Origin of the sequence: Streptomyces huiliensis, from assembly GCF_020037025.1 — a bacterium.
Classification (GTDB): Bacteria; Actinomycetota; Actinomycetes; order Streptomycetales; family Streptomycetaceae; genus Streptomyces; species Streptomyces huiliensis.
Window position 1 is genome coordinate 61,287 of the sequence record NZ_JAIQLH010000006.1, and the last position, 21,789, is coordinate 83,075.

Below are 21,789 nucleotides of genomic sequence, written 5' to 3' on the forward strand. Positions count from 1 at the left end.
CAGAATCACCCACCGAAGCCGAAAGCCGTGGCCCCACGAAGAGCACCCCCCACGAAAAGGAAGTGCCGCACATGCGCGTGCTGTTGTCGACATACGGATCCCGCGGCGACGTGGAACCGCTGGCGGGGCTCGCCACGCGGCTCCTCGAAGCGGGCGCCGAGGTACGGGTGTGCGCGCCGCCGGACGAGGAGTTCGTGGAGCGGCTGGCCGGGGTCGGGGCGCCGGTGGTGCCGGTCGGGCCGTCGGCTCGGGAGCTCACGCTGGCGGCGCCGGGGCCCGAGTCGTTCCCCAGGGTCGCGGCCGAGCTGATCGCCGAACAGTTCGTCAAGGTCGCCGCGGCGGCGGAGGGCTGCGACGTGGTGGTGGCGACCGGCATGCTGCCGGCGACGGCCGGGGCGCTGTCGGTGGCCGAGAAGCTGGGCGTCCCCTCCGTGTCCGTCAGCTTCCAGCAGCTCACCCTGCCGTCCCCGTACCACCCTCCACTGGCGTATCCGGGCCACCCGTTCCCGCCCGACGTGACCGACAACCTGGCGCTGTGGGGCCTGGACGCCCGGAACGTCGACGCGATCTTCGGGGCGGCGCTCAACACCAACCGGGTGGCGAACGGCCTGCCCCCGGTCGACGGCGTCCGCGACTACGTCGTCGGCGACCGCCCGTGGCTGGCGTCGGACCCCGTCCTGGACCCGTGGCGCGCGTGGCCGGGCCTCGACGTCGTCCAGACCGGGGCGTGGGCCCTGCCCGACGAACGCCCGCTTCCGGCCGACCTGATGGCGTTCCTGGACACCGGCGACCCGCCGGTGTACGTCGGTTTCGGCAGCATGCCCCTGCACGCGGCGCCGGACGCCGCCGAGGTGGCCATCGCGGCGGTACGGGCCCAGGGCCGCCGCGCGCTCGTCCGGCGCGGCTGGGCCGAACTCGCCCTCGTGGACGGGCGCGACGACTGCTTCGCCGTCGGCGAGGTCAACCAGCAGGCGCTGTTCCCCCGGGTCGCCGCCGTCGTGCACCACGGCGGCGCGGGCACCACGGCGACGGCCGCCCGGGCGGGCGTGCCCCAGGTGGTCGTGCCGCAGGCGACCGACCAGCCGTACTGGGCGCGCCGCGTGGCCGACCTGGGCATCGGCGTGGCCCACGACGGCCCGGCCCCGACGCTCGCGTCCCTCACCTCCGCCCTCGCCGCGGCCCTCACCCCCGAAACCCAGACCCGAGCCGCCACCATCGCCGCCTCGATCACCCCCGACGGCGCGACGACGGCGGCGCGGCTGCTGCTCGACGGGGTCGGCGGGGGCGGCGGGGGCGGCGGGATCAGCCGAGGCGGCGGCTGAGGGCCGGCCGGACGAACCCTCTTGTCAGTGGCGACCGCTACGGTGTGTAGTGCACGGCTCACTCACGGGAGGAGGCGCATGATGGCAGTCATGGTGGACATTCCGCGCGAGGCGCCGCAAGCGATAGACGGCGAGGACGGGAAGGGGGAGAAGGCCGATTTCGAGCAGCTCTGCCGCGATCTGGAGCAGGTCAACGACACCCTGCCCGACGGTTATCGCGTGGAGACCATCGGGGGGAAAATCGTCATGTCGCCGTGGCCGCAGGGCCGCTACCTCCGCGTCATGCGGAGTCTGGAGCGCCAGCTCAGGCCGCACGTTCCGGAAGGTCATGAAGTAGGCACCGAGCCCTGCCTGTTCCGCTTTCCCGCACAGGAAAGGGGGTACGGGCCCGACCTTCACGTGGCCGACGAGGCCCTCGTCGACGTGGAGGGCATCTTCCTGCCGGGTGAGGCGCTATCCCTGGTCGGTGAGGTGACGTCGTCGTCGACGCGGACATTCGACCTCACGGACAAGGTGGAGGTCTACGGCAGGGGCGGCGTCCCCGTCTACGTTCTGATCGACATGGCCGTCAAGGCGGTCACCGTGTACCACGACCCCGCCCCCGACCGGGGCTACCGGGCCCACACCCAGGTCAAGTTCGGCGACAAGGTGCGCGTCCCCGCGCCCTTCGGCTGCGAGGTGGACACCGCCATGTGGTGACCGCGACGGCCCCGGACTCCGAAAGGCCGCCGACCGCCGCCCGCCCGCGAAAACCCCGTGCCGGCGGCCCTGGCCGGGCCTAGGATCACGTGCCGTGCTCTCTCGCCCCTCCTTCGTCGACGACCGGACCGTCACCGACACGGTCGCCGCGCACTGGACGCTGTCCGGAGTGACCGAAGTCGCCTACCTGCCCTGGGGGTTCGGCGCCTACCACTGGCGGGTGGCGGACGGCGGCGGGGCGGCGCTGTTCGTCACGCTGGACCGGCTGGAGCCGCGGCACACCGCGGAGTCGTTGGAGGCCGCCTACGCGGGGGCCGCGGCGCTGGCCGCGGGCGGGCTGGAGGCGGTGTGCGCGCCGCTGCGGGCCCGGAACGGGCGGTTCACCGTGGCCGTGGACGGCGGCGCGCTGAGCGTGACGCCGTGGCTGGACGGCCGGTCGCCCGGCGAGGAGGAGGCGGGCCGGCCGGATCACGTCGCACGGGTCGTCGACGCGCTCGCCGCGCTGCACGCCGCCGCGCCGCCGGAGGGCCTGCGGCCCTGGACGCCGCGGGTGGCGCCCGGGTTCGCCGACGCCCTGCGGGCGCGCACGGCCCGTCCCTGGGCGTCCGGGCCGCTCGCGGAGGAGGCCAGGAACGCGATCGCCGCGCGCGCCGCCGCGATCGCGCGCTGGACGGACCGCTACCACGCGCTGGCGGACCTCGCCCGCTCCCGCCGGGACAGCTGGGTGCCGACCCACGGCGAGCCGCACAACGACAACCAGCTCGTCGGCGCGTTCGGCCTCCGCCTGGTCGACTGGGAATCCCTGGCCCTCGCCCCGCGTGAGCGGGACTACGCGGATCTGCCGGCCGCCGACGCGAGCATGGCGGGGCCTGGAGGCGCCGACCCCGCCATGCTCGAACTCTTCGCCCTCGACTGGCGCCTCTCCGAGATCGACGAGTACGCCCGCTGGTTCTCCGCCCCGCACACCGGCACCGAGGACGACCGCACCGCCCTCGCCGGCCTCCACGAGGAACTGGCCGCGGAGTAGGCGCGCGGAGTAGGCGCGATCCGTTCCGGCGTACGGTGACCCGATGGGCCTCCTCGACCGACTCAACGGCACCCGGTACCCCGCCCCGGGCACCACCCCGCGTCCCGCCGCCGACGTCCGCGCCGCGCTGCTCGCCGTCGCCACGGCCGGCACCCCGTACGTCGTACGCGACGGCACGCCGGAAGGCGTGCACCTGGTGGCGGAGTGGCGCGCCCGGGAACCCGTCGTCGGCGCGGGCGGGAACGGCCACATCGACCGCCGCTTCCAGGTCCGGATGAAGCTGGTCCCGGCCGACCGCGAGGTCCGCGCTCTCGACCTGCTGTGGGAGGTCACGCGGCCCGGTGGCCGCCTGGGGCGTCTGACGACGGAAACCTCGCACTCGTGGGGCAACGTCAACACGCTCTCCCGGCAGTGGACCTTCGGGAGGGGGCCCACGGGTCGCCTGGAGGCGACCGAGACGTTCGACTTCGACACCTCGGTCCTCAAGAACCCCCTCCGCGACGTCGTCCTCGCGGCGGGCTGGACCTGGCGCGGGACGCTCCGCCGCAAGCTCCGATAGAGCACGGTCCAAGCTCTGACAGAGCAAGAACAGAGCACGAACAGAGCAGGACAGAGCCCGGACAGCCCGGAGGCCCCGCCCCCGCGCCGAGCGCGGGACCGGGGCCTCCGATGCGGAACGAGCGACTCAGCAGCCGAGCAGGCGGCCGCCCAGGTAGCTCTGGATCTGGTCGAGGGAGACGCGCTCCTGCTTCATCGTGTCGCGCTCGCGCACGGTCACCGCGTTGTCGTCCAGGGTGTCGAAGTCGACGGTGACGCAGAACGGCGTGCCGATCTCGTCCTGGCGGCGGTAGCGGCGGCCGATGGCGCCGGCGTCGTCGAAGTCGATGTTCCAGTGCTTGCGCAGGTCCGCCGCGAGGCCCTTGGCCTTCGGGGAGAGCTGCGGGTTGCGGGACAGCGGCAGGACGGCGACCTTGACCGGGGCCAGGCGCGGGTCGAGGCGCATGACGACGCGCTTCTCCATGACGCCCTTGGCGTTGGGCGCCTCGTCCTCGTTGTACGCGTCGAGCATGAAGGCGAGCATGGCGCGGTTCAGACCGGCCGCCGGCTCGATGACGTACGGGAAGTAGCGCTCGCCGGCCTCCTGGTCGAAGTACGACAGGTCCTGGCCGGAGGCGGCGGAGTGCGCCTTCAGGTCATAGTCCGTGCGGTTGGCGAGGCCCTCGAGCTCCGAGTACTCGGTGCCGCCGAAGTTGAAGCGGTACTCGATGTCGACGGTGCGCTTGGAGTAGTGCGAGAGCTTCTCGGCGGCGTGCTCGTACCACCGCATGTTCTCCTCGCGCATGCCGAGGCCGGTGTACCAGCTCCAGCGCTGCTCCATCCAGTACTCGTGCCACTGCTCGTCCTCGCCCGGCTTGACGAAGAACTCCATCTCCATCTGCTCGAACTCGCGGGTCCGGAAGATGAAGTTGCCCGGCGTGATCTCGTTGCGGAACGACTTGCCGGTCTGGGCGATGCCGAACGGCGGCTTGCGGCGCGAGGTCTGCTGCACCTGGGCGAAGTTGGTGAAGATGCCCTGCGCGGTCTCGGGGCGCAGGTAGCTCACGGAGCCGCTGTCCTGCGTCGGGCCGAGGTGGGTGGAGAGCAGGCCGGAGAACTGCTTGGGCTCGGTGAAGCCGCCCTTGTTGCCGCAGTGCGGGCAGTTGAGGTCGGCGAGGCCGTTCTCGGGGAGCTTGCCGTGCTTGGCCTCGTACGCCTCCTCCAGGTGGTCCGCGCGGAAGCGCTTGTGGCAGGAGGTGCACTCGGTCAGCGGGTCGGTGAAGGTGGCGACGTGACCGGACGCCTCCCACACCTCGCGGGCCAGGATCACCGACGAGTCGAGACCGACCACGTCGTCGCGCGAGGTGACCATGGAACGCCACCACTGGCGCTTGATGTTCTCCTTGAGCTCCACACCGAGCGGTCCGTAGTCCCAGGCGGCACGCTGACCGCCGTAGATCTCACTGCACGGATAGACGAAGCCACGGCGCTTGCTCAGGCTGACGATGGTGTCGATCTTGTCGGCGGCCACGGTGCTCTCTTCATTGCGACGATGAACAGCGAATGCTTCAGGTTACCGGCGCGACACCCCCTCTCATCAAATCGGTCCCGCACCGGCCGGCTGCCGATCGGCCACCGGGTCGCCCCGCTTTCTCTCGGACCGTCCGACATCCGCTCTTGTTGACAATCGTTTCCATTTTTGTTGAAAATGAGTGTCATGAACGGCAACCCTCTCCGCCCCGCCTCCCGGTCCCCCCGAATAACCGGGATCGCCGTCGCCCTGGCGGCGGCGCTCGGCCTCGGCACGCTCACCGCCTGCGGTTCCGACGAGCGGTCGACGGCCGGGGACGGCAAGCTGGACGTCGTGGCGTCGTTCTATCCGATGGAGTTCCTCGTCCGGCAGATCGGCGGGGACCACGTCCACGTCACCGGCCTCACCAAGCCCGGACAGGAACCGCACGACCTGGAGCTCAAGCCCCGGCAGGTCGCCTCCCTGGAGAAGGCGGACGCCATCGTCTACCTCAAGGGGCTCCAGCCCGCCGTGGACGAGGCGATCGAGCAGTCCGGCGCGAAGAACGTCGCCGACGCCGCCTCCCTCACCCACCTGGAGACCCACGGCGACGAGGTCGACGGCCACGAGCACGGCGATCACGGGGACCATGACGAGCACGGCGGCCACGGCCACGAGGGCGCCGCCGACCCCCACATCTGGCTCGACCCCGTGAAGTACGCCGAGGTCGCGCAGGGCGTCAACAGGACCCTCGCCAAGGCCGCCCCGGACCACCGGGAGATCTTCCAGAAGAACACCGACATCCTGGTGGGCCGCCTCAAGGAGCTGAACACCAAGTTCGCGGACGGCCTGCGGAACCGCGCCTCCGACACCTTCATCACCACCCACGCCGCCTTCGGCTACCTCGCCGAGCGCTACGGGCTCACCGAGGAGGCCGTCAGCGGCGTCGACCCGGAGGCCGAGCCCAGCGCCGCGCGGATCAAGGACCTGCACAAGCTGGCGAAGGACCACCACGTCAACACGGTCTTCTTCGAGACCATCGCCAGCCCGGCCACCGCGAAGACCATCGCGGGCGACCTCAACCTGCGGACCGACGTCCTGGACCCGCTGGAGGGCATCACGGACCACTCCAAGGGACACGACTACTTCGAGGTCATGGAGTCCAATCTGACGGCCCTGCGGAAAGCGCTCGGTGCGAAGTGAGCACGCGGACGAGCACGCGGACGAGCACGCGAACGACCACGGACGAGCGCGCGCCTGAGGAGGCGGACATGAACCAGCCCGAGCGGGCGAAAGAGGACGAGCAGCCCGTCATATCCCTGCGCGGGGCGACGGCGTCGCTCGGCGCGCGGCCCGTGCTGCGCGGCGTCGACCTGGAGGTCCGGCGCGGTGAGGTCGTCGCGCTGCTCGGCGCCAACGGCTCCGGCAAGTCCACGGCGGTCCGGGCGATCGTCGGCCAGGTCCCGCTGACCGGTGGCGAACTGGAGCTGTTCGGCACGCCGAAGCGCCGGTTCCGCGACTGGGCGCGGATCGGGTACGTACCGCAGCGCACCACCGCCGCGGCCGGCGTCCCGGCGACCGTGCGCGAGGTGGTCTCGGCCGGCCGGCTGGCCCGGACGAAGCTGGGGTTCAGCCGCCGCGCCGACCGCGACGCCGTGGTGAAGGCGCTGGAGCTGGTCGGCATGGCGGACCGGCTCAAGGACTCGGTGAACGCGCTCTCCGGCGGCCAGCACCAGCGGGTGCTGATCGCCCGCGCGCTCGCCGTCGAACCCGAACTGCTGATCATGGACGAGCCGATGGCCGGCGTGGACCTCGCCAGCCAGGAAGTCCTGGCCAACGCCCTCCGCGAGGAGGTCGCCCGGGGCACCACCGTCCTCCTCGTCCTGCACGAACTGGGGCCGCTGGAGCCCCTCATCGACCGGGCGATCGTCCTCCGCGACGGCTGCGTCGTCCACGACGGGCCGCCGCCCGAGGCCGTGGGCCAGCACGCGCTCCCCGGCCACGACCACGTACACCCGCACGCCGACCCGGCCGCGGAACCGACTCGGACAGGGCTGCTCAGCTGATGGAGATCCTCGACGCCGCGTTCATGCAGCGCGCACTGCTCGCCGCGCTCCTCGTGGGCATCACCGCCCCCGCGATCGGCATCTACCTCGTCCAGCGCCACCAGGCGCTGATGGGCGACGGCATCGGCCACGTCGCCCTCACCGGCGTGGGCCTCGGCTTCCTGCTCAACACCAGCCCGGTGTGGGTGGCCGCGACGGTGTGCGTGGTGGGCGCCGTCGTGATGGAGCTGATCCGCTCCTACGGCAAGGCCCGCGGCGACATCGCCCTCGCCATGCTCTTCTACGGCGGCATGGCCGGCGGCGTGATGCTGATCAACCTCTCGGACAACGGCTCCAACGCCAACCTGGTCACCTACCTCTTCGGCTCGCTGACCACGGTCTCGGAGCAGGACATCACCGCGATCTGCATCCTGGCCGCCTTTGTGATCCTCGCCACACTGGGCCTGCGACGGCAGCTTTTCGCCATCTGCCAGGACGAGGAGTTCGCCCGCGTCACCGGCCTCCCGGTGCGCCTGCTCAACCTGCTGATCGCCGTCACGGCCGCGCTGACGGTCACCGTCGCCATGCGGGTGGTCGGACTGCTGCTGGTCAGCGCCCTGATGGTGATCCCGGTGGCCGCCTCGCAGCAGATCGCCCGCAGCTTCGCCACCACGCTGGCGCTGTCCGTGGGCATCGGGGTGCTGGTCACCCTCTCCGGCACCACGACCTCGTACTACGTGGACGTCCCGCCGGGCGCCACCATCGTCCTGATGGCGATCGGCGTCTTCGTCGCCCTGACGCTGATCGCCACGCCGCTGGCCAGATCCCGCGCCCGGCAGAAGGCCCTCGACGAGGAGCGCTGCACCCTGGCGGAGCCCGGCGCTCCGGGCGCCCCGGACGACGTACGCGTCTGACCCCCCACCACCCCTCCGCGACGGCGATCACATCACCGATCACCACTACTGCGGCGACGGCGGGGTGCAGGTTAGGCTAACCAAACCTGTACTCCGCAGGACGTCCGGAACGCATGGATCATGGCGTCCGGCCGGTGCGCGGGGCCTGGCACAATTGGCCCGGCACGCCGGACAAACCCGTGCGTGGGTGTGTCAGCCGAGCTTGAGGAGGCAACTGTGGCGACCGCCGGTCCCCCGGTACGCGGCCGAGCCACCAAGCAGCGCGCCGCCGTCGCGGCGGCGCTGGACGAGGTGGACGAGTTCCGCAGTGCCCAGGAACTCCACGACATGCTCAGGCACCGCGGCGCCTCCGTGGGGCTGACCACGGTCTACCGCACCCTCCAGTCCCTCGCCGACGCCGGCGAGGTCGACGTGCTGCGCACCAGCGAGGGCGAGGCGGTCTACCGCCGCTGCTCCAGCGGGCACCACCACCACCTGGTGTGCCGGATGTGCGGCAAGGCGGTCGAGGTCGAGGGCCCGGCCGTGGAGACGTGGGCGGACTCCATCGCCGCCGAACACGGCTTCGTGGACGTCGCCCACACCGTCGAGGTCTTCGGCACCTGCGGCGACTGCGCCCGCGCGGCGGGCGCCTGAACAGTCCTGCCGCGTGACGAACGCCCGGCCCCTCGGGGACCGGGCGTTCGTCACGCGTGCGCCGGCTCAGCCCTCCGCCGCGCCCTCCTCGACCGCGTTGGGGATCGCCCCGCCGAACCGCCGGTCCCGCTGCGCGTACTCCAGGCAGGCGCGCCACAGGTCGCGGCGGTCGAAGTCCGGCCAGAGCACGTCCTGGAACACCATCTCCGCGTAGGCGCTCTGCCAGAGCAGGTAGTTGGACGTGCGCTGCTCGCCGGACGGGCGAAGGAACAGGTCCACGTCCGGCATGTCCGGGTAGTAGAGGTACTTCGCGAGTGTCTTCTCGGTGACCTTCGACGGGTCGAGCCGGCCCGCCTTCACGTCCTCCGCCAGCGCCTGCGCCGCATCCGCGATCTCGGCGCGGCCGCCGTAGTTCATGCAGAAGTACAGCGTCAGCTTGTCGTTGCCCTTGGTCTGCTCCTGGGCGATCTGAAGCTCCTTGGCCACCGAACGCCACAGCTTCGGCATCCGGCCCACCCAGCGCACCCGGATGCCGAGTTCATCGAGCTGATCGCGGGTCTTGCGGATGAAGTCCCGGTTGAAGTTCATCAGGAAGCGCACCTCGTCCGGGGAGCGCCGCCAGTTCTCGGTGGAGAAGGCGTACAGGGAGATGCTCCCGACGCCCATCTCGATCGCGCCCTGGAGCACGTCCAGCACCCGCTCGGCGCCCACCTTGTGCCCCTCGGTGCGCGGCAGTCCGCGCTCCTTGGCCCAGCGGCCGTTGCCGTCCATGACGATCGCGACGTGCTCGGGTACGAGCTCACCGGGGATCTTCGGCGGCCGCGCGCCCGAGGGGTGCGGGTCGGGGGTGCGGTACTCGCGACGGGAACGGCCCAGAAGCCCGCGTCGTGCCATGGCTGCCACTACTCCTATGTACTTCTCTACTTCTCGACGTAGCGGAGCGAACGAAGCCCCCGCTCGAGGTGCCAGTGCAGATATGCGGCGACGAGCCCGCTGCCCTCCCGGACGTACCGCGCCTCGCACGCGTCCGCCGTGCCCCAGTCCCCGGACAGCAGGGCGGCGAGGAGCCCGATCGCCTCCGAGGAGGGTACGACGCTTCCGGGCACCCGGCAGTCACCGCAGACCACGCCGCCGGCCGCCGTCGAGAAGAACCGGTTGGGGCCCGGCATCCCGCAGCGCGCGCACGCGTCGAAGCTCGGCGCGTACCCGTTGACGGCCAGCGAGCGCAGCAGGAACGCGTCGAGGATCAGGTGCGGGGCGTGCTCCCCCGCGGCGAGCGTCCGCAGCCCGCCCACCAGCAGCAGGTACTGCTGGACGGCCGGCTCCCCCTCGTGGTCCGTGAACCGCTCCGCCGTCTCCAGCATGGCCGTCCCGGCGGTGTACCGCGCGTAGTCCATGACGATCGGCCCGCCGTACGCCGCGATCGTCTCGCTCTGCGTGCACAGCGGCAGGCTCCGCCCCACCAGCTCCCCACCGCGGGCGAAGAACTGCACGTCCACGTGCGAGAACGGTTCGAGACGCGCCCCGAACTTCGACTTCGTCCGGCGCACGCCCCGGGCCACGGCGCGGACGCGGCCGTGGGTGCGGGTGAGGAGGGTGATGATGCGGTCCGCTTCGCCCAGCTTTTGCGTGCGGAGCACGATGCCGTCGTCGCGGAAGAGGGTCATGGGGCCATTGTCCCGCACGCGTGGGACCGGTTCAGCCCGTCCGGCGTTTGAGGACGAGCGGCGAAGCCGCGATCAGGGGGTCTGGGGGCTCGCCCCCAGGAAACGGCGAAGGGGCGGGGCTGGGGCGAAACCCCCGCCGTCCTACGACGGCATCCGCGCCGCCGCCGCCAACAACCGGTCCGTATCCTCCGGACAGATCATCAACGCCCTCCCCACCGTAGCGAGCACCTCCCGCTCGGCCGGCCGATAAGGCCCGTCCGCGAGCGCGATCCGCGCCCCCTGCAGCAGGATGGACTCCCGCCCGGCGGGCGCGAGATGCGGAGCCAGCGGCTCCAGCGCCTCGTGCAGCTCGATGGCGAGCGCCGTACCGCACGGGTCGAAGCCGTCACGCCCGGACACGGCAGGCCCGGCGGGGAATCTGCCGGGCCCGGGCAGCCGGCCCGTGTCGGCGGCCAGCGCCTCGATCAGCGTGACGAGCTGCTCCTCGCTGCAGTCGGCGAAGCCGGCCGCCCGTACCGCGCCCACCGCCGCCCGCCGCACCGTACGCGCCTCCGTGCCGCCCGCCGCGAGCACGGCGAGCGCGACCGTGTGCACCGCGTCCCGCAGCATCGCGGAGAACCGGGTGGTCGTGGGGTGGTCGAGGACGTCCATCGGGTACCGCTCGCGGCAGGCCGTGCACTCGACGACCGGCCCCACCGGCCCGCGCGGCAGCAGCGGCAGCCCCAGGACGACGAGGCGGCGGCGCCCGGTGCGCCGGTGGTAGTTGCGGTCGCCGCCGCAGCCGGGGCAGAAGAACTCGCCGTCGCCGATGGTGCGCCATACGGTGCGCACACCCAGCACACACCGGTCGGAGCTCCGTCGGCCTTGCGCGTGCTTCACGGCGCACACCTCCTAACGCCACGGCCTCGTCGCCGCGTTGACGTGATGTTAGCCACATCGTCGACGTGCCGTCAGCACCCCGTGCGCAGACTCGGGCCGGTCTGAGGTGACCGGGAGGCGGGCGCGCCCCCGACCCCACCGGATGCGGTGGTTTGGGAGGCGCGCCCTTGACTATCGGGGCGCCTTGACGATCGGGAAAGCCGATCGCGGAGACTCAGGGCCGGTATGCCCGGTTCACCGCGGACACGACCGCCTTGATGGAGGCGCGCGTGGTGTTGGGGTCGATGCCGATGCCCCACAGCACCTTGCCGTCGATCACGCACTCGATGTACGAGGCGGCCTGGGCGCTGGCGCCCTCGCTCATGGTGTGTTCGGTGTAGTCCAGCAGGCGGGCGTCGATGCCGGTGGCGGCGAGCGCGTCGAAGAAGGCGGAGATCGGGCCGTTGCCCGTACCGGTCAGGACCGTCTCCGTCCCGTCCACGACGGCCTCGACGGTGAGCACGTCGGTGCCCTCGCCGGCGGTGGTGGTCTGGGCGGCGCGCAGTTCGACGCGGCCCCACGGGTTGTCGGCGGTGGGCAGGTACTCGTCGCGGAAGACGGACCAGATCTCCTGCGGGGTGACCTCGCCGCCGCCCGCGTCGGTCCGGGCCTGAATGATCTTCGAGAACTCGATCTGCATGCGGCGCGGCAGGTCCAGCTTGTGGTCGTTCTTCAGGACGTAGGCGATCCCGCCCTTGCCGGACTGCGAGTTGACGCGAATGACCGCCTCGTACGAGCGTCCGACGTCCTTGGGGTCGATGGGCAGGTACGGGACCGCCCACTCGATCTCGTCCACGCCGCGGCCCTCGGCGGCGGCGGTGGCCTCCATCGCCTCGAAGCCCTTCTTGATGGCGTCCTGGTGGGAGCCGGAGAAGGCGGTGTAGACCAGGTCGCCCGCGTAGGGGTGGCGCGGGTGGACCTCCATCTGGTTGCAGTACTCGGCGGTGCGGCGGACGTCGTCGATCCGGGAGAAGTCGATCTCGGGGTCGACGCCCTGGGAGAACAGGTTCATGCCCAGGGTGACCAGGTCGACGTTGCCCGTCCGCTCGCCCTGGCCGAACAGGCAGCCCTCGACGCGGTCGGCGCCGGCCATCACGGCCAGCTCGGCGGCGGCGACGGCGGTGCCTCGGTCGTTGTGCGGGTGCGCGGAGAGGCAGACGAACTCGCGGCGGGACAGGTGGCGGCCCATCCACTCGAAGCGGTCGGCGTGGGTGGAGGGGGTCGAACGCTCGACCGTGGCGGGCAGGTTGAGGATGATCTCCCGGCCCTCCTCCGGCTGCCAGACGTCCATGACGCCCTCGCAGACCTCCAGGGCGAAGTCCAGCTCGGTGTCGGTGAAGATCTCCGGGCTGTACTGGTACCCGAACACGGTCTCGTCGCCGAGGATCTTGTCGGCGTACTCCATGACCAGCCGCGTCCCGTCCACCGCGATCTGCTTGACCTGCTCGCGCGAGCCGCGGAAGACGACGCGGCGGAAGACCGGCGCGGTGGCGTTGTAGAGGTGCACGGTGGCCCGGTGCGCGCCGCGCAGCGACTCCACGGTCCGTTCGATCAGTTCCTCGCGGGCCTGGGTGAGGACGGAGATCGTCACGTCCTCGGGGATCGCGCTCTCCTCGATGATCGAGCGGACGAACGCGAAGTCGGTGGCGCCGGAGGAGGGGAAGCCGACCTCGATCTCCTTGTAGCCCATGCGGACCAGCAGGTCGAACATCTCCCGCTTGCGGGCCGGCGACATGGGGTCGATCAGGGCCTGGTTGCCGTCGCGCAGGTCGGTGGAGAGCCAGCGCGGGGCCTTGGTGATCCGGCGGTCCGGCCAGGTGCGGTCGGGCAGGTCCACGGCCTCGTACCGGCCGTACTTGTGCACCGGCATCCCGGAGGGGCGCTGGGTGAGGGTGGCCGCGGTGAGGGGGGTGGGGCGGCCTACGGGACCGGGGGCGGAATCGGGGGCGACGGTGACTTCGACGGACTCGGGCGTGCGGATCGTCTGGGACATCTGCGCAGGTCTCCTCGGGTGCTCCACGCGGGGTTCCCGGGCTCCGTCACGGAGCCGGGGGGGCCGACGGGGCGCGCGGTGTCCCCGGAGTCCTCCGGGCCGTGCACCGCAGCACCGATCTCCGCGGGGAGGGGGTCGGCCGACGACTACAGACCCTCGCCGCGGCAGCTAAGGAGAAGCAGCCCACAACGCATGATGCGTCGCACAGTAGCGGAACGCGGCGGAATGCGGCTGCCCGTATCAGCATGCGGAACGTCGGCGGCGGCAGGCACCATGCGTTACCAGATGCCGTACGTCCCCGGCCGGGCAAAGAATCTCCAAGCACCCTTTTTCGTTAAATCATGACGGCGGGGAGTGACAACGACATAACCCTGTGCGACATTCCGGCCATGAATGGCGACCCCACCGGGACCGTGCCCGCGCGCCGTCCCTTCTGCACGATCATCCCCCCACACGTCCTCGACCGACTGGCCACGTCCGACGACCCCCGGCACTTCGAGCCCGCCCGCCGCACCCTCGAACACGACGGCGCCCTGCGCACCCGCCGCCGTGTCACCGCCATCCGCGGCATCACCGTCGAGGCCGAAGCCGAGGCCGCGGCCACAACCGACACCCCGAACCGCACGATCTACGACGCGGGCCACCGCACCCGGCTGCCCGGCGAGAAAGTGCACGACGAGGGCGGCGCCCCCTGCCAGGACGCCACCGTCAACCGGGCCCACGCGGGCCTCGGCGCCACCTACGACCTCTTCTTCAAGGTCTACGGCCGCCGCTCCATCGACGACCGCGGCCTGCCGCTGAACGCGACCGTCCACTACGGCCAGGAGTACAACAACGCCTTCTGGGACGGCGACCAGATGGTCTTCGGCGACGGCGACGGCGAGATCTTCCTCGACTTCACCCTCCCCGTCGACGTCATCGGCCACGAACTGACCCACGGCGTCACCCAGCACACCGCCAACCTGGAGTACTACGGCCAGTCCGGCGCGCTCAACGAGTCCCTGTCGGACGTCTTCGGCTCACTGATCAAGCAGTACGCCCTCGGCCAGACCACCGCCCAGGCGGACTGGCTCATCGGGGAGGGCCTCCTCGCTCCGAAAGTCCACGGCACCGCCCTGCGCTCCATGAAGGCCCCGGGCACCGCCTACGACGACCCCAGGCTGGGCAAGGACCCCCAGCCCGCCGTCATGGACGACTACGTCCGCACCTCCCGTGACAACGGCGGCGTGCACATCAACTCCGGCATCCCCAACCACGCCTTCTACCTGCTGGCCACCGCACTCGGCGGCAACGCCTGGGAGCGCGCCGGCAAGATCTGGTACGCCACCCTCACCGGCGGCGAACTCGCCTCCGACGCCGACTTCGCCACGTTCGCCCGCCTGAGCGCCGCCGCGTCCCGCACCCTCTTCGGCGAGGGCGACGAGACCCGCGCGGTCCTCAAGGCCTGGTCCCAGGTGGGTGTCCCCACCTCGTAAGGCGGTGCCCGGCGGGCCACAATGGCGCCATGCGGATCGTCATCACACGAACCGGCGGCTTCGCCGGGATCGAGCGCCGGGCCGAACTGGACACCACAGGACGGCCCGACGCCACCCACCTCGAAGCCCTCGCCCACCGCGCCCTGACCCCCGGCCGCGACGCCCCCGCCCGCGGCGTCCCCGACGGCTTCCACTACGAAATCACGGTCGACAACCGCAAGGTCCACCTCGCCGACCCCCACCTCACCGAGGACCAGCGCGAACTGATCAGGACGGTGCTACGGGAAGGGGCGTGAAACCGCCTGTGTGAACGGATCAGGGCGTTACCCTGCTCGAATACGTCATCGAACAGGGGGGGGAGACCGTGTTCCCGTCGAGTCCGGACTTGGGAGTCCAGGCCCACCGGCCCAAATCCGCCGCGGCCGAGTTCCACTCCGCGAGCAGCGACGGCCGGGACTCCGGCAAGCTCGACGACCCCCCACGCGCGAGCGCCGCTCACCATGGGTGGGCCGCCGCTACGGCGAGTGACGAGTGCGTGGCTTCCTGGCGCAGCCGCCTGCACGAGCTAGGCCATTCCGCCCGCTCCGCCGCCGCGGCGGTAACCGAGTCCATGGATGCCTACTCAGGCACAGACCACTCCATCGCCGACGGCCTGCGCAAGGCCGGCGGTTCTCTGGAGGATGCCTGATGGTGTCAGTACCCGAACTCAAGAACGCCAAGCCGAAGCTCTGGCGCGACGCCGCCGACGATGTCCTGCGGGCGGCCAAACACTGCGAGGAGATCGGCGGTCTGGCCCGCGACCACGTCGCCCCTACGCTGCAACAGTGCTGGATAGGTGACACGGGTGAAAAGGCCCGCCGCGTCTTCGTCGACCACGCGAACGAGTACGAGGCCGCGAGCCTGTCCCTGCGCGCGCTCACCAAGGCGTACGACCATCTCGCCGAGGTGGTTGAGGGCTCCCAACGGGATCTGTTGAGCGCTCTCGAGTGGGCGAGTTCGCATGATCTACACGTGGACGAGAGCGGCCGCGTGCAACTCGCAAAGCAAGTGGTCACCGCCCCGGGTGACACGACGTACACCGACCGGATCAGGCACGTGGAGGGCATCGTCCGGGACGCCCTGGACAAGGCGACCAAGGCCGACGCGGTGGCGGCGGCCGCGATGCGCACGGTCAAGGGGCTGGCCGAGATCAGGGACCCGGCGCTGGTGAAAGAAGGTCTGACCGAGAACAGCCCGCTCAACATCGCCCTCCGGCTCGCCGGCCGGGTGAAGAAGGACGGTCTGCACCCGGTCAATGTCTCGCCCGCACAGATCGCCGCGATGGAGCGGGCCGCCAAGGAGACGGGCATGAGCAGGACACTGCTCCTGGCGATCCTCTGGCAGGAACAACAGGCGTACCAGAACCAGGAGAAGACGGACGGCGGCCCCCGGACCGCGTACGGACGGCTGCGGGACTTCATGCTGGAGGAGACGATCAAGCCGGACAAGTCGCTCGGCATCGCGCACATGAAGCTCAAAACGGCCCGTGCAGTCATCGCCGCGCACACGGACCGTTTCACGGCTGAGGGCCGCTCCCTGAACGAACTCAGCGACCGCCAACTCACCAAGTACATCGAGGAGAACCCCAACGAGGACATCCGGCTGAGCGCCTACTACCTCAAAGACCTCAAAAAGAACCCCTATGGAGCCCGGAGCGACAAGCACTTGTTCATGCTGTACGCGGCGGACACGCAGCAGGTGCGGGAGTACAACGAGCGCTACGGCGACGCCACCGAGGGACGTGATGGAGCGATCGGCCGCCGCGCGGCCAACTGGGACCAGCTGAAACCCCACCTCGAGGATGCCCAGCGCTGGGACGGGCTTTCCGATGCGCAGCGGGAACGAGCGATCAAGCAGTTGGAGAGCCAGGCCCCCAAGGGGCGGTACATCGACCTCAGTCCCCTCTACGACACGGGTGGCCCCTCGTCGGGGACCGGTACAGGCAAACCGAAATTCCACGTACCCCCGCCTCCCGCCGTCCCCTCGCCGTCCCCCGGTCCCGCGCCCACGCCCCCCAAGTGACGGGCGCGCTCATGAAGCGGAAACCGCGACGGTTCGCCAGTGCGGCGCTGGGCGTCGTGCTGCTCACCTCATGTGGGGTCCTGGACGAGGAGAAGCGGCCGGCGCTGACGCCCATGCCCAGTGGGGTCCCGGACGGGCCCCTCTTCGCCGACGCCGACGCCGTGGTGGCCGCCCTGGACAAGGCCGGGCTCCCCTGCCGGATCGTACGCAGGGGCAGGACGGACCCGGACTTTGGTACCGGGCTGGACTGCGTGTCCGTACTGAACGGCATCAAGTTCGAGAATCAGATCGACGTCATCAACACGCGGCAGAAGAACTACCGGGACCGGAACGGCGACTCGATCGCCGCGCGCCACAAGGCCCCGTTCAGCCAGACCATCGTCGCCGCGGGCAACTGGTACATCAACGTCACCGAGCCCCGCTTCGCGTCCCGGGTCGCCAAGGCCCTGCACGGCGTCGTGCTCCCGCCGGAGAAGGTGAAGATCCCCGACTATCCGTTGCCGAGCCTTCCCGCCGAGCCCCGGTACAAGAGCCTCGGCGCGCTGGCCGACGCGCTCGGCGAGGTCGTCGGGTGCGATGAGCGGTCGGAGGAGCTCGGAGGGACGATGACGTGTACCACCGGGAAGCGGACCGGCACCCCCAACTGCGCCACCCTCGCGCTGCACGCCACCCCCGCGGACCGCGACCGCACGCTGCGGGAGGCCATCGCGTACAAGGGCGTCCCGGCGACCCTCGTCGCCGCCGGGAACTGGACCGTCAACCTCTGCGACTACGGGCTGGGCGGGACCGTCGCGCGGGGGCTGCGCGGCAGGGTCGTGAGTTATGACGGGGGCTGAGGCCCCGCCCCCCGTCCGGCCCGGCGGCCTAGAAGCCGAGCTTGCGGAGCTGCTTCGGGTCGCGCTGCCAGTCCTTGGCGACCTTGACGTGCAGGTCGAGGTAGACGGGCGTGCCGAGCAGGGCCTCGATGTGCTTGCGGGACTTCATGCCGACCTGCTTCAGGCGGGCGCCCTTGGGGCCGATGATGATGCCCTTCTGGCTGGGGCGCTCGATGTAGACGTTGGCGTGGATGTCGAGCAGCGGCTTGTCGGCCGACCGGTCCTCGCGGGGCAGCATCTCCTCGACGACGACGGCGATGGAGTGCGGCAGCTCGTCGCGGACGCCCTCCAGAGCGGCCTCGCGGATCAGCTCCGCGACCATGACCTGCTCGGGCTCGTCGGTGAGGTCGCCCTCGGGGTAGAGCGGCGGGCTCTCCGGCAGCATGGGCGCGATCAGGTCCGCCAGCAGGGAGACCTGAGTGTCGCCCACCGCCGAGACCGGGACGATCTCCGCCCACTGGATGCCCAGCTCCTCGCCCAGCCGCTGGATGGCGATCAGCTGCTCGGCGAGCGTCTTGGAGTCGACCAGGTCCGTCTTGGTGACGATGGCGATCTTGGGGGTCTTCTTGATCCCGGCCAGTTCGCCGGCGATGAAGCGGTCGCCGGGGCCGAGCTTCTGGTCGGCCGGCAGGCAGAAGCCGATCACGTCGACCTCGGCCCAGGTGGTCCGGACGACGTCGTTCAGCCGCTCGCCGAGCAGGGTGCGCGGCTTGTGCAGGCCCGGGGTGTCGACCAGCACGAGCTGGGCGTCGGGGCGGTGCACGATGCCGCGCACGGTGTGGCGCGTGGTCTGCGGCCGGTTGGAGGTGATGGCGACCTTCGTCCCCACCAGTGCGTTGGTCAGGGTCGACTTGCCCGCGTTGGGGCGGCCGACGAAGCACGCGAAGCCCGCGCGGTGGGGCGCCTGGGAGGGGGATGAAGCCTTGTCCATGGGATTCATTCTCCCCGATCCCCCGTCCTTCGCCGACCAGCGGGCGCGGGGAGCCGGTCGGCGGCTGCGTGAAGCCGGTCGGCCCGCCGCCGGGAGCCCGTCAGCCCGCCGTCACGATCACCGACGGTACGCCGTCCGGGCCCGCGAGCAGGACCGGGGTGTCCGGTCCGCCGAGGTCGCGGACAGCCGCGCGGTCGGCGTCCGGAACGGCCGCCGCCTCGGAGACGACCGCCGCCGCCTCCAGGGACCTCGCACCACTGGCCACGGCCATGGCCACCGCCGTGGCCAGGGCGCTCAGCCGCAGCGAGTCGAGGGCGACGGTGCCGGCCACGTACGTACGGCCGGTCTCGTCCCGTACGGCCGCGCCCTCCGGCACGGCGTTGCGGGCGCGGGTGGCGCGGGCGAGCGTGATGAGCTTGCGGTCCTCGGGGTCGAGCTCGGTGATCTCCGTCATGGGCCGAGGATAGTGAGGCGCCCGCCCGCGTCCGCCACCGGTCGGCTCGCCGGCCCTCAGCTCGCCGGCACTCGGCCCGCCGCCCGTCAGCTCGCCACCGGGACGGAGTGCAGGCCGCCCCGCCGCGCCTCCGGCGAGTTCAGCCAGGCCACCCGCTCGGCCGTGTTCGTGCCCGGCACCGGGTTGTGCATCACGATCGTGAGGTCCGGCCGGGCCGGCACCTGGAGCGCCGTGACCTCGAAGGAGAGGGTGCCGACGACCGGGTGCTCGTACTCCTTGCCGAGCTGCCCGGCCGGCTGCACGTCGTTGCGCGCCCACAGCGCGGCGAACTCCGGGCACCCCGCCGCCAGTTCCTCGACGATCAACGCGAACCCCTCGTCGTCCGGGCGCTGCGCCCAGGCGGCGCGGTACTGGGCGACGACGTGCCCGGCGTTCCGCTCCCAGTTCGCCGCGCGCGAGCGGTAGACGGGGTCGGTGAAGTAGGAGATCAGGCAGTTCTGCCGGATCTCCGGGCGGAAGCCCATGACGACGGCGGCCGACTCGTTGTAGGCGACCGTGTTCCAGTAGGGGTCCATGATGTGCGCGGGGTTGGGCAGCCAGCCGTCGATCAGCCGCATCAGGCCGTCGCACAGATGGTCCGGGTCCTCGACGACGGAGTCGGGCAGCGGCGGGTTGAGACCGGCGAGGACGTACAGGTGGCGGCGCTCGCTCCCGGTCAGCCGGAGGACGCGGGCCACCGCGTCGAGCACCTGCGGGGAGACGGTGATGTCCCGCCCCTGCTCCAGCCACTGGTACCAGGACGCGCCCACCCCCGCGAGCACGGCGACCTCCTCCCGCCGCAGCCCCGGCGTGCGACGCCGGCCGCCGCCGTCCGGCAGGCCCGCCTCCGCCGGGCTCACCCGGGCCCGCCGGCTCATCAGGAAGTCGCGCAGTTCCGGGCGGCGGTTCGGCCCGGCGGCGCGCGTGCGTGTCGTCACGGTTCCCCCTCGTCGCATTCCCCTGTGTCTGGTGGTGCGGCCACCACCATAAGTGCCGACTCCCCGGCCTTATTCCGGAAGCCCGAGGGTGGACACATGGCGCTCGAAACGTCCCCCTCCCCCACCGTCACTTCCGCCCCTACCCCCTCTGTCTCCTCCCCCGCCCCCGATCCGGCGGACTCCCGGATGACCGCCCGCGCGAAGCTGGTCCTGCTGGTGCTGTGTGCCGCGCAGTTCATGGTCGCGCTCGACTTCTCCATCCTGAACGTGGCCCTCCCCGTCCTCGGCGACGACCTCGGCATGGGCCGCTCCGACCTCCAGTGGGCCGTCACCGCGTTCGCCCTGCCCTCCGGCGGCTTCCTGCTCCTCTTCGGACGGATCGCCGACCTCTACGGCCGACGCCGCCTCTTCCTCGCCGGACTGACCCTCTTCACGGCGTCCTCGGTCCTGGCCACCCTCGCCTGGGACCCCGCGTCCTTCCTCACCGGCCGGGCCCTCCAGGGCCTCGGCGCGGCCGTCATCGTGCCGACCGGCATGTCCCTGCTGACCACCACCTTTCCCGAGGGCCCGCAGCGCGAACGCGCCCTTGGCATCAGCAGCACCCTGCTGTCACTCGGCTTCACCATCGGCATGGTGCTCGGCGGCGTCATGACGGACGGCCTCGGCTGGCGCTCCACCATGGGCCTGCTCGGCGTCGCCGGCGTCGGCGTGCTGCTGCTCGCCCCCGGCCTGCTCACCGAGTCTCGGCGCAAGGACCGCCCCCGGCTCGACCTCCCCGGCGCGGTGACCGTCACCGGCGGGCTGCTGGCCCTGATCTACGCCCTGTCGACCGCGGCCGAGAGCGGCCTCGGCCGGACGGACGTCGTCGTCACCCTCGTCACCGGACTCGTCCTGCTCGCCGCGTTCGCCGTCGTCGAGTCCCGGGCCGCCGAACCGCTGGTCTCCCTGCCGATGCTGCGCCGGCCGACGGTCGCCTTCGGCAACCTCGCCGGCCTGACGACCTTCGCGACGATGAGCGCGGCGATCTTCCTGCTCACCCTCTACCTCCAGGACGTCCTGCACCTCTCGGCGTTCCGCACCGGCCTCATCTTCGGCGTCGAGGGCGTCGTCGCGGTCCTCGCCGGCACGGTGGCGCCCAAGGTGATCGCCCGCTTCGGCACCCGCACCACCCTCGTCACCGGCCTGCTGATCCAGGCGGCCTGCACCGCGCTGCTCCTCGGCGTCGGCCGCTCGTCGGGCGCCTGGCTGACGCTGGTGGGCATCTCGCTCGGCGTCATCGGCCACCTGTGGGCGATCGTCGCCTACGGCGTCACCGCCACCTCGGGCCTCCCGGACGGCGAACAGGGCCTGGCCACCGGCCTGGTCACCAGCTCCCAGCAGGTCGGGATCACCGTCGGCATCCCGCTGCTCAGCGCCCTCGCCTCGGCGCACACGGCCGCGCTGCGGGCGGACGGCGAGGACGGCGTCGGGGCCGCGCTCGGCGGGATCAGGCTGGGGCTCGGGGTCGACGCGGCGGTCGTGGCGGGAGTGGCCGTTCTGGTGGCGGTGGGGCTGCGGGGGCGGGGCGCGAAGCGCTGACGCTGCGCGCTGGGCGGGGCGGGGGGTGCCCCGGTCCCGCCCCTTCACCGTTTCTTGCAGGGGAGGGCCCCCGCACCCCCCGAAACCGCGCTCCGCGCGGTTGTCCTCAAACTCCCCCAGAGGGGGTACCCCCAGACGGGCTCTTCAGCAGCCCCTCCACCCGCTCCGCCGTC

The 21,789-nt window shown here is 71.5% G+C and carries 21 protein-coding genes; 13 read left to right on the forward strand and 8 right to left on the reverse strand.

Annotated features, from left to right (window positions below; genetic code table 11):
• Nucleotides 1–71: 71 nt before the first annotated feature.
• From JNW98_RS01725 to JNW98_RS01740, 4 genes are all read left to right on the forward strand, one after another.
• A complete protein-coding gene (locus JNW98_RS01725) occupies nucleotides 72–1,322 on the forward strand; it encodes a glycosyltransferase (RefSeq protein WP_223766235.1) in 1,251 nt (416 codons plus the stop codon).
• A 90-nt stretch (nucleotides 1,323–1,412) separates the two neighbouring features.
• The gene (locus JNW98_RS01730; protein ID WP_223766236.1) at nucleotides 1,413–2,021 is read left to right on the forward strand and encodes a Uma2 family endonuclease; all 609 of its coding nucleotides are present in this window, start codon (nucleotides 1,413–1,415) and stop codon (nucleotides 2,019–2,021) included.
• Between the two features lie 94 nt (nucleotides 2,022–2,115).
• Nucleotides 2,116–3,048, forward strand: coding sequence for a phosphotransferase (locus tag JNW98_RS01735; protein ID WP_223766237.1), 933 nt, complete (start codon nucleotides 2,116–2,118; stop codon nucleotides 3,046–3,048).
• 43 nt (nucleotides 3,049–3,091) lie between these two features.
• On the forward strand, nucleotides 3,092–3,607 hold the full coding sequence (locus tag JNW98_RS01740; RefSeq protein ID WP_223766238.1) for a hypothetical protein: 516 nt from the start codon (nucleotides 3,092–3,094) through the stop codon (nucleotides 3,605–3,607).
• A gap of 126 nt (nucleotides 3,608–3,733) precedes the next feature.
• On the opposite strand, the gene JNW98_RS01745 is transcribed toward JNW98_RS01740, so the two are convergent.
• Complete coding sequence (locus JNW98_RS01745; protein ID WP_223766239.1) at nucleotides 3,734–5,116, reverse strand: glycine--tRNA ligase; 1,383 nt, start codon at nucleotides 5,114–5,116, stop codon at nucleotides 3,734–3,736.
• Nucleotides 5,117–5,302: 186 nt separating this feature from the next.
• Between JNW98_RS01745 and JNW98_RS01750 the strand changes: the two genes are divergently transcribed.
• The 4 genes from JNW98_RS01750 (at nucleotide 5,303) to JNW98_RS01765 (ending at nucleotide 8,687) form a co-directional block, all read left to right on the forward strand.
• Nucleotides 5,303–6,298 carry a metal ABC transporter substrate-binding protein gene (locus tag JNW98_RS01750; RefSeq protein ID WP_223766240.1) on the forward strand — a complete coding sequence of 332 codons (996 nt, stop codon included), beginning with the start codon at nucleotides 5,303–5,305 and terminating at the stop codon, nucleotides 6,296–6,298.
• A 68-nt stretch (nucleotides 6,299–6,366) separates the two neighbouring features.
• The gene (locus JNW98_RS01755) at nucleotides 6,367–7,161 is read left to right on the forward strand and encodes a metal ABC transporter ATP-binding protein (protein WP_223766241.1); all 795 of its coding nucleotides are present in this window, start codon (nucleotides 6,367–6,369) and stop codon (nucleotides 7,159–7,161) included.
• A complete protein-coding gene (locus JNW98_RS01760) occupies nucleotides 7,161–8,054 on the forward strand; it encodes a metal ABC transporter permease (RefSeq protein ID WP_223766242.1) in 894 nt (297 codons plus the stop codon). The genes JNW98_RS01755 and JNW98_RS01760 overlap by 1 nt, the downstream gene beginning before the upstream one ends.
• A gap of 216 nt (nucleotides 8,055–8,270) precedes the next feature.
• Nucleotides 8,271–8,687 carry a Fur family transcriptional regulator gene (locus JNW98_RS01765; RefSeq protein ID WP_223766243.1) on the forward strand — a complete coding sequence of 139 codons (417 nt, stop codon included), beginning with the start codon at nucleotides 8,271–8,273 and terminating at the stop codon, nucleotides 8,685–8,687.
• 66 nt (nucleotides 8,688–8,753) lie between these two features.
• On the opposite strand, the gene JNW98_RS01770 is transcribed toward JNW98_RS01765, so the two are convergent.
• The 4 genes from JNW98_RS01770 to leuA form a co-directional block, all read right to left on the reverse strand.
• Complete coding sequence (locus tag JNW98_RS01770) at nucleotides 8,754–9,581, reverse strand: isoprenyl transferase (protein ID WP_223766244.1); 828 nt, start codon at nucleotides 9,579–9,581, stop codon at nucleotides 8,754–8,756.
• Between the two features lie 26 nt (nucleotides 9,582–9,607).
• The gene (gene recO / locus JNW98_RS01775; protein WP_223766245.1) at nucleotides 9,608–10,354 is read right to left on the reverse strand and encodes a DNA repair protein RecO; all 747 of its coding nucleotides are present in this window, start codon (nucleotides 10,352–10,354) and stop codon (nucleotides 9,608–9,610) included.
• Between the two features lie 141 nt (nucleotides 10,355–10,495).
• A complete protein-coding gene (locus tag JNW98_RS01780; protein WP_223766246.1) occupies nucleotides 10,496–11,233 on the reverse strand; it encodes a tellurite resistance TerB family protein in 738 nt (245 codons plus the stop codon).
• A gap of 214 nt (nucleotides 11,234–11,447) precedes the next feature.
• Nucleotides 11,448–13,265 (reverse strand): 2-isopropylmalate synthase, encoded by a 1,818-nt coding sequence (gene leuA, locus JNW98_RS01785; RefSeq protein ID WP_223766247.1) that lies wholly within the window; start codon nucleotides 13,263–13,265, stop codon nucleotides 11,448–11,450.
• 389 nt (nucleotides 13,266–13,654) lie between these two features.
• Here leuA and JNW98_RS01790 point away from each other — a divergent pair, with 389 nt between their 5' ends.
• From JNW98_RS01790 to JNW98_RS01805, 4 genes are all read left to right on the forward strand, one after another.
• Nucleotides 13,655–14,740 carry a M4 family metallopeptidase gene (locus JNW98_RS01790; protein WP_223766248.1) on the forward strand — a complete coding sequence of 362 codons (1,086 nt, stop codon included), beginning with the start codon at nucleotides 13,655–13,657 and terminating at the stop codon, nucleotides 14,738–14,740.
• A gap of 29 nt (nucleotides 14,741–14,769) precedes the next feature.
• On the forward strand, nucleotides 14,770–15,036 hold the full coding sequence (locus tag JNW98_RS01795; protein ID WP_223766249.1) for a protealysin inhibitor emfourin: 267 nt from the start codon (nucleotides 14,770–14,772) through the stop codon (nucleotides 15,034–15,036).
• Nucleotides 15,037–15,427: 391 nt separating this feature from the next.
• The gene (locus JNW98_RS01800; protein ID WP_223766250.1) at nucleotides 15,428–16,801 is read left to right on the forward strand and encodes a hypothetical protein; all 1,374 of its coding nucleotides are present in this window, start codon (nucleotides 15,428–15,430) and stop codon (nucleotides 16,799–16,801) included.
• 11 nt (nucleotides 16,802–16,812) lie between these two features.
• Entirely contained in the window at nucleotides 16,813–17,637 is an 825-nt protein-coding gene (locus tag JNW98_RS01805; protein WP_223766251.1) for a hypothetical protein, read from the forward strand.
• A 28-nt stretch (nucleotides 17,638–17,665) separates the two neighbouring features.
• Here the strand turns inward: JNW98_RS01805 and era are convergent, their stop codons facing one another.
• From era to JNW98_RS01820, 3 genes are all read right to left on the reverse strand, one after another.
• Nucleotides 17,666–18,607, reverse strand: a complete 942-nt coding sequence (gene era, locus JNW98_RS01810) for a GTPase Era (RefSeq protein WP_223766252.1) — start codon at nucleotides 18,605–18,607, stop codon at nucleotides 17,666–17,668.
• Between the two features lie 100 nt (nucleotides 18,608–18,707).
• The gene (locus tag JNW98_RS01815; RefSeq protein WP_223766253.1) at nucleotides 18,708–19,061 is read right to left on the reverse strand and encodes a cytidine deaminase-like protein; all 354 of its coding nucleotides are present in this window, start codon (nucleotides 19,059–19,061) and stop codon (nucleotides 18,708–18,710) included.
• Between the two features lie 86 nt (nucleotides 19,062–19,147).
• On the reverse strand, nucleotides 19,148–20,038 hold the full coding sequence (locus JNW98_RS01820; protein WP_372459139.1) for a helix-turn-helix transcriptional regulator: 891 nt from the start codon (nucleotides 20,036–20,038) through the stop codon (nucleotides 19,148–19,150).
• Between the two features lie 96 nt (nucleotides 20,039–20,134).
• Here JNW98_RS01820 and JNW98_RS01825 point away from each other — a divergent pair, with 96 nt between their 5' ends.
• On the forward strand, nucleotides 20,135–21,616 hold the full coding sequence (locus JNW98_RS01825; protein ID WP_223766254.1) for an MFS transporter: 1,482 nt from the start codon (nucleotides 20,135–20,137) through the stop codon (nucleotides 21,614–21,616).
• Nucleotides 21,617–21,789 lie beyond the last annotated feature (173 nt).

Excerpts from the sequence above, each read along its gene's own strand:
- JNW98_RS01725 (WP_223766235.1), top strand. The coding sequence starts at position 72 with ATGCGCGTGCTGTTGTCGACATACGGATCCCGCGGCGACGTGGAACCG.
- JNW98_RS01730 (WP_223766236.1), top strand. The coding sequence starts at position 1,413 with ATGGTGGACATTCCGCGCGAGGCGCCGCAAGCGATAGACGGCGAGGAC.
- JNW98_RS01740 (WP_223766238.1), top strand. The coding sequence starts at position 3,092 with ATGGGCCTCCTCGACCGACTCAACGGCACCCGGTACCCCGCCCCGGGC.
- JNW98_RS01750 (WP_223766240.1), top strand. The coding sequence starts at position 5,303 with ATGAACGGCAACCCTCTCCGCCCCGCCTCCCGGTCCCCCCGAATAACC.
- JNW98_RS01755 (WP_223766241.1), top strand. The coding sequence starts at position 6,367 with ATGAACCAGCCCGAGCGGGCGAAAGAGGACGAGCAGCCCGTCATATCC.
- JNW98_RS01760 (WP_223766242.1), top strand. The coding sequence starts at position 7,161 with ATGGAGATCCTCGACGCCGCGTTCATGCAGCGCGCACTGCTCGCCGCG.
- JNW98_RS01770 (WP_223766244.1), bottom strand. The coding sequence starts at position 9,581 with ATGGCACGACGCGGGCTTCTGGGCCGTTCCCGTCGCGAGTACCGCACC.
- recO (WP_223766245.1), bottom strand. The coding sequence starts at position 10,354 with ATGACCCTCTTCCGCGACGACGGCATCGTGCTCCGCACGCAAAAGCTG.
- leuA (WP_223766247.1), bottom strand. The coding sequence starts at position 13,265 with ATGTCCCAGACGATCCGCACGCCCGAGTCCGTCGAAGTCACCGTCGCC.
- JNW98_RS01790 (WP_223766248.1), top strand. The coding sequence starts at position 13,655 with ATGAATGGCGACCCCACCGGGACCGTGCCCGCGCGCCGTCCCTTCTGC.
- JNW98_RS01795 (WP_223766249.1), top strand. The coding sequence starts at position 14,770 with ATGCGGATCGTCATCACACGAACCGGCGGCTTCGCCGGGATCGAGCGC.
- JNW98_RS01800 (WP_223766250.1), top strand. The coding sequence starts at position 15,428 with ATGGTGTCAGTACCCGAACTCAAGAACGCCAAGCCGAAGCTCTGGCGC.
- JNW98_RS01805 (WP_223766251.1), top strand. The coding sequence starts at position 16,813 with ATGAAGCGGAAACCGCGACGGTTCGCCAGTGCGGCGCTGGGCGTCGTG.
- era (WP_223766252.1), bottom strand. The coding sequence starts at position 18,607 with ATGGACAAGGCTTCATCCCCCTCCCAGGCGCCCCACCGCGCGGGCTTC.
- JNW98_RS01815 (WP_223766253.1), bottom strand. The coding sequence starts at position 19,061 with ATGACGGAGATCACCGAGCTCGACCCCGAGGACCGCAAGCTCATCACG.
- JNW98_RS01825 (WP_223766254.1), top strand. The coding sequence starts at position 20,135 with ATGGCGCTCGAAACGTCCCCCTCCCCCACCGTCACTTCCGCCCCTACC.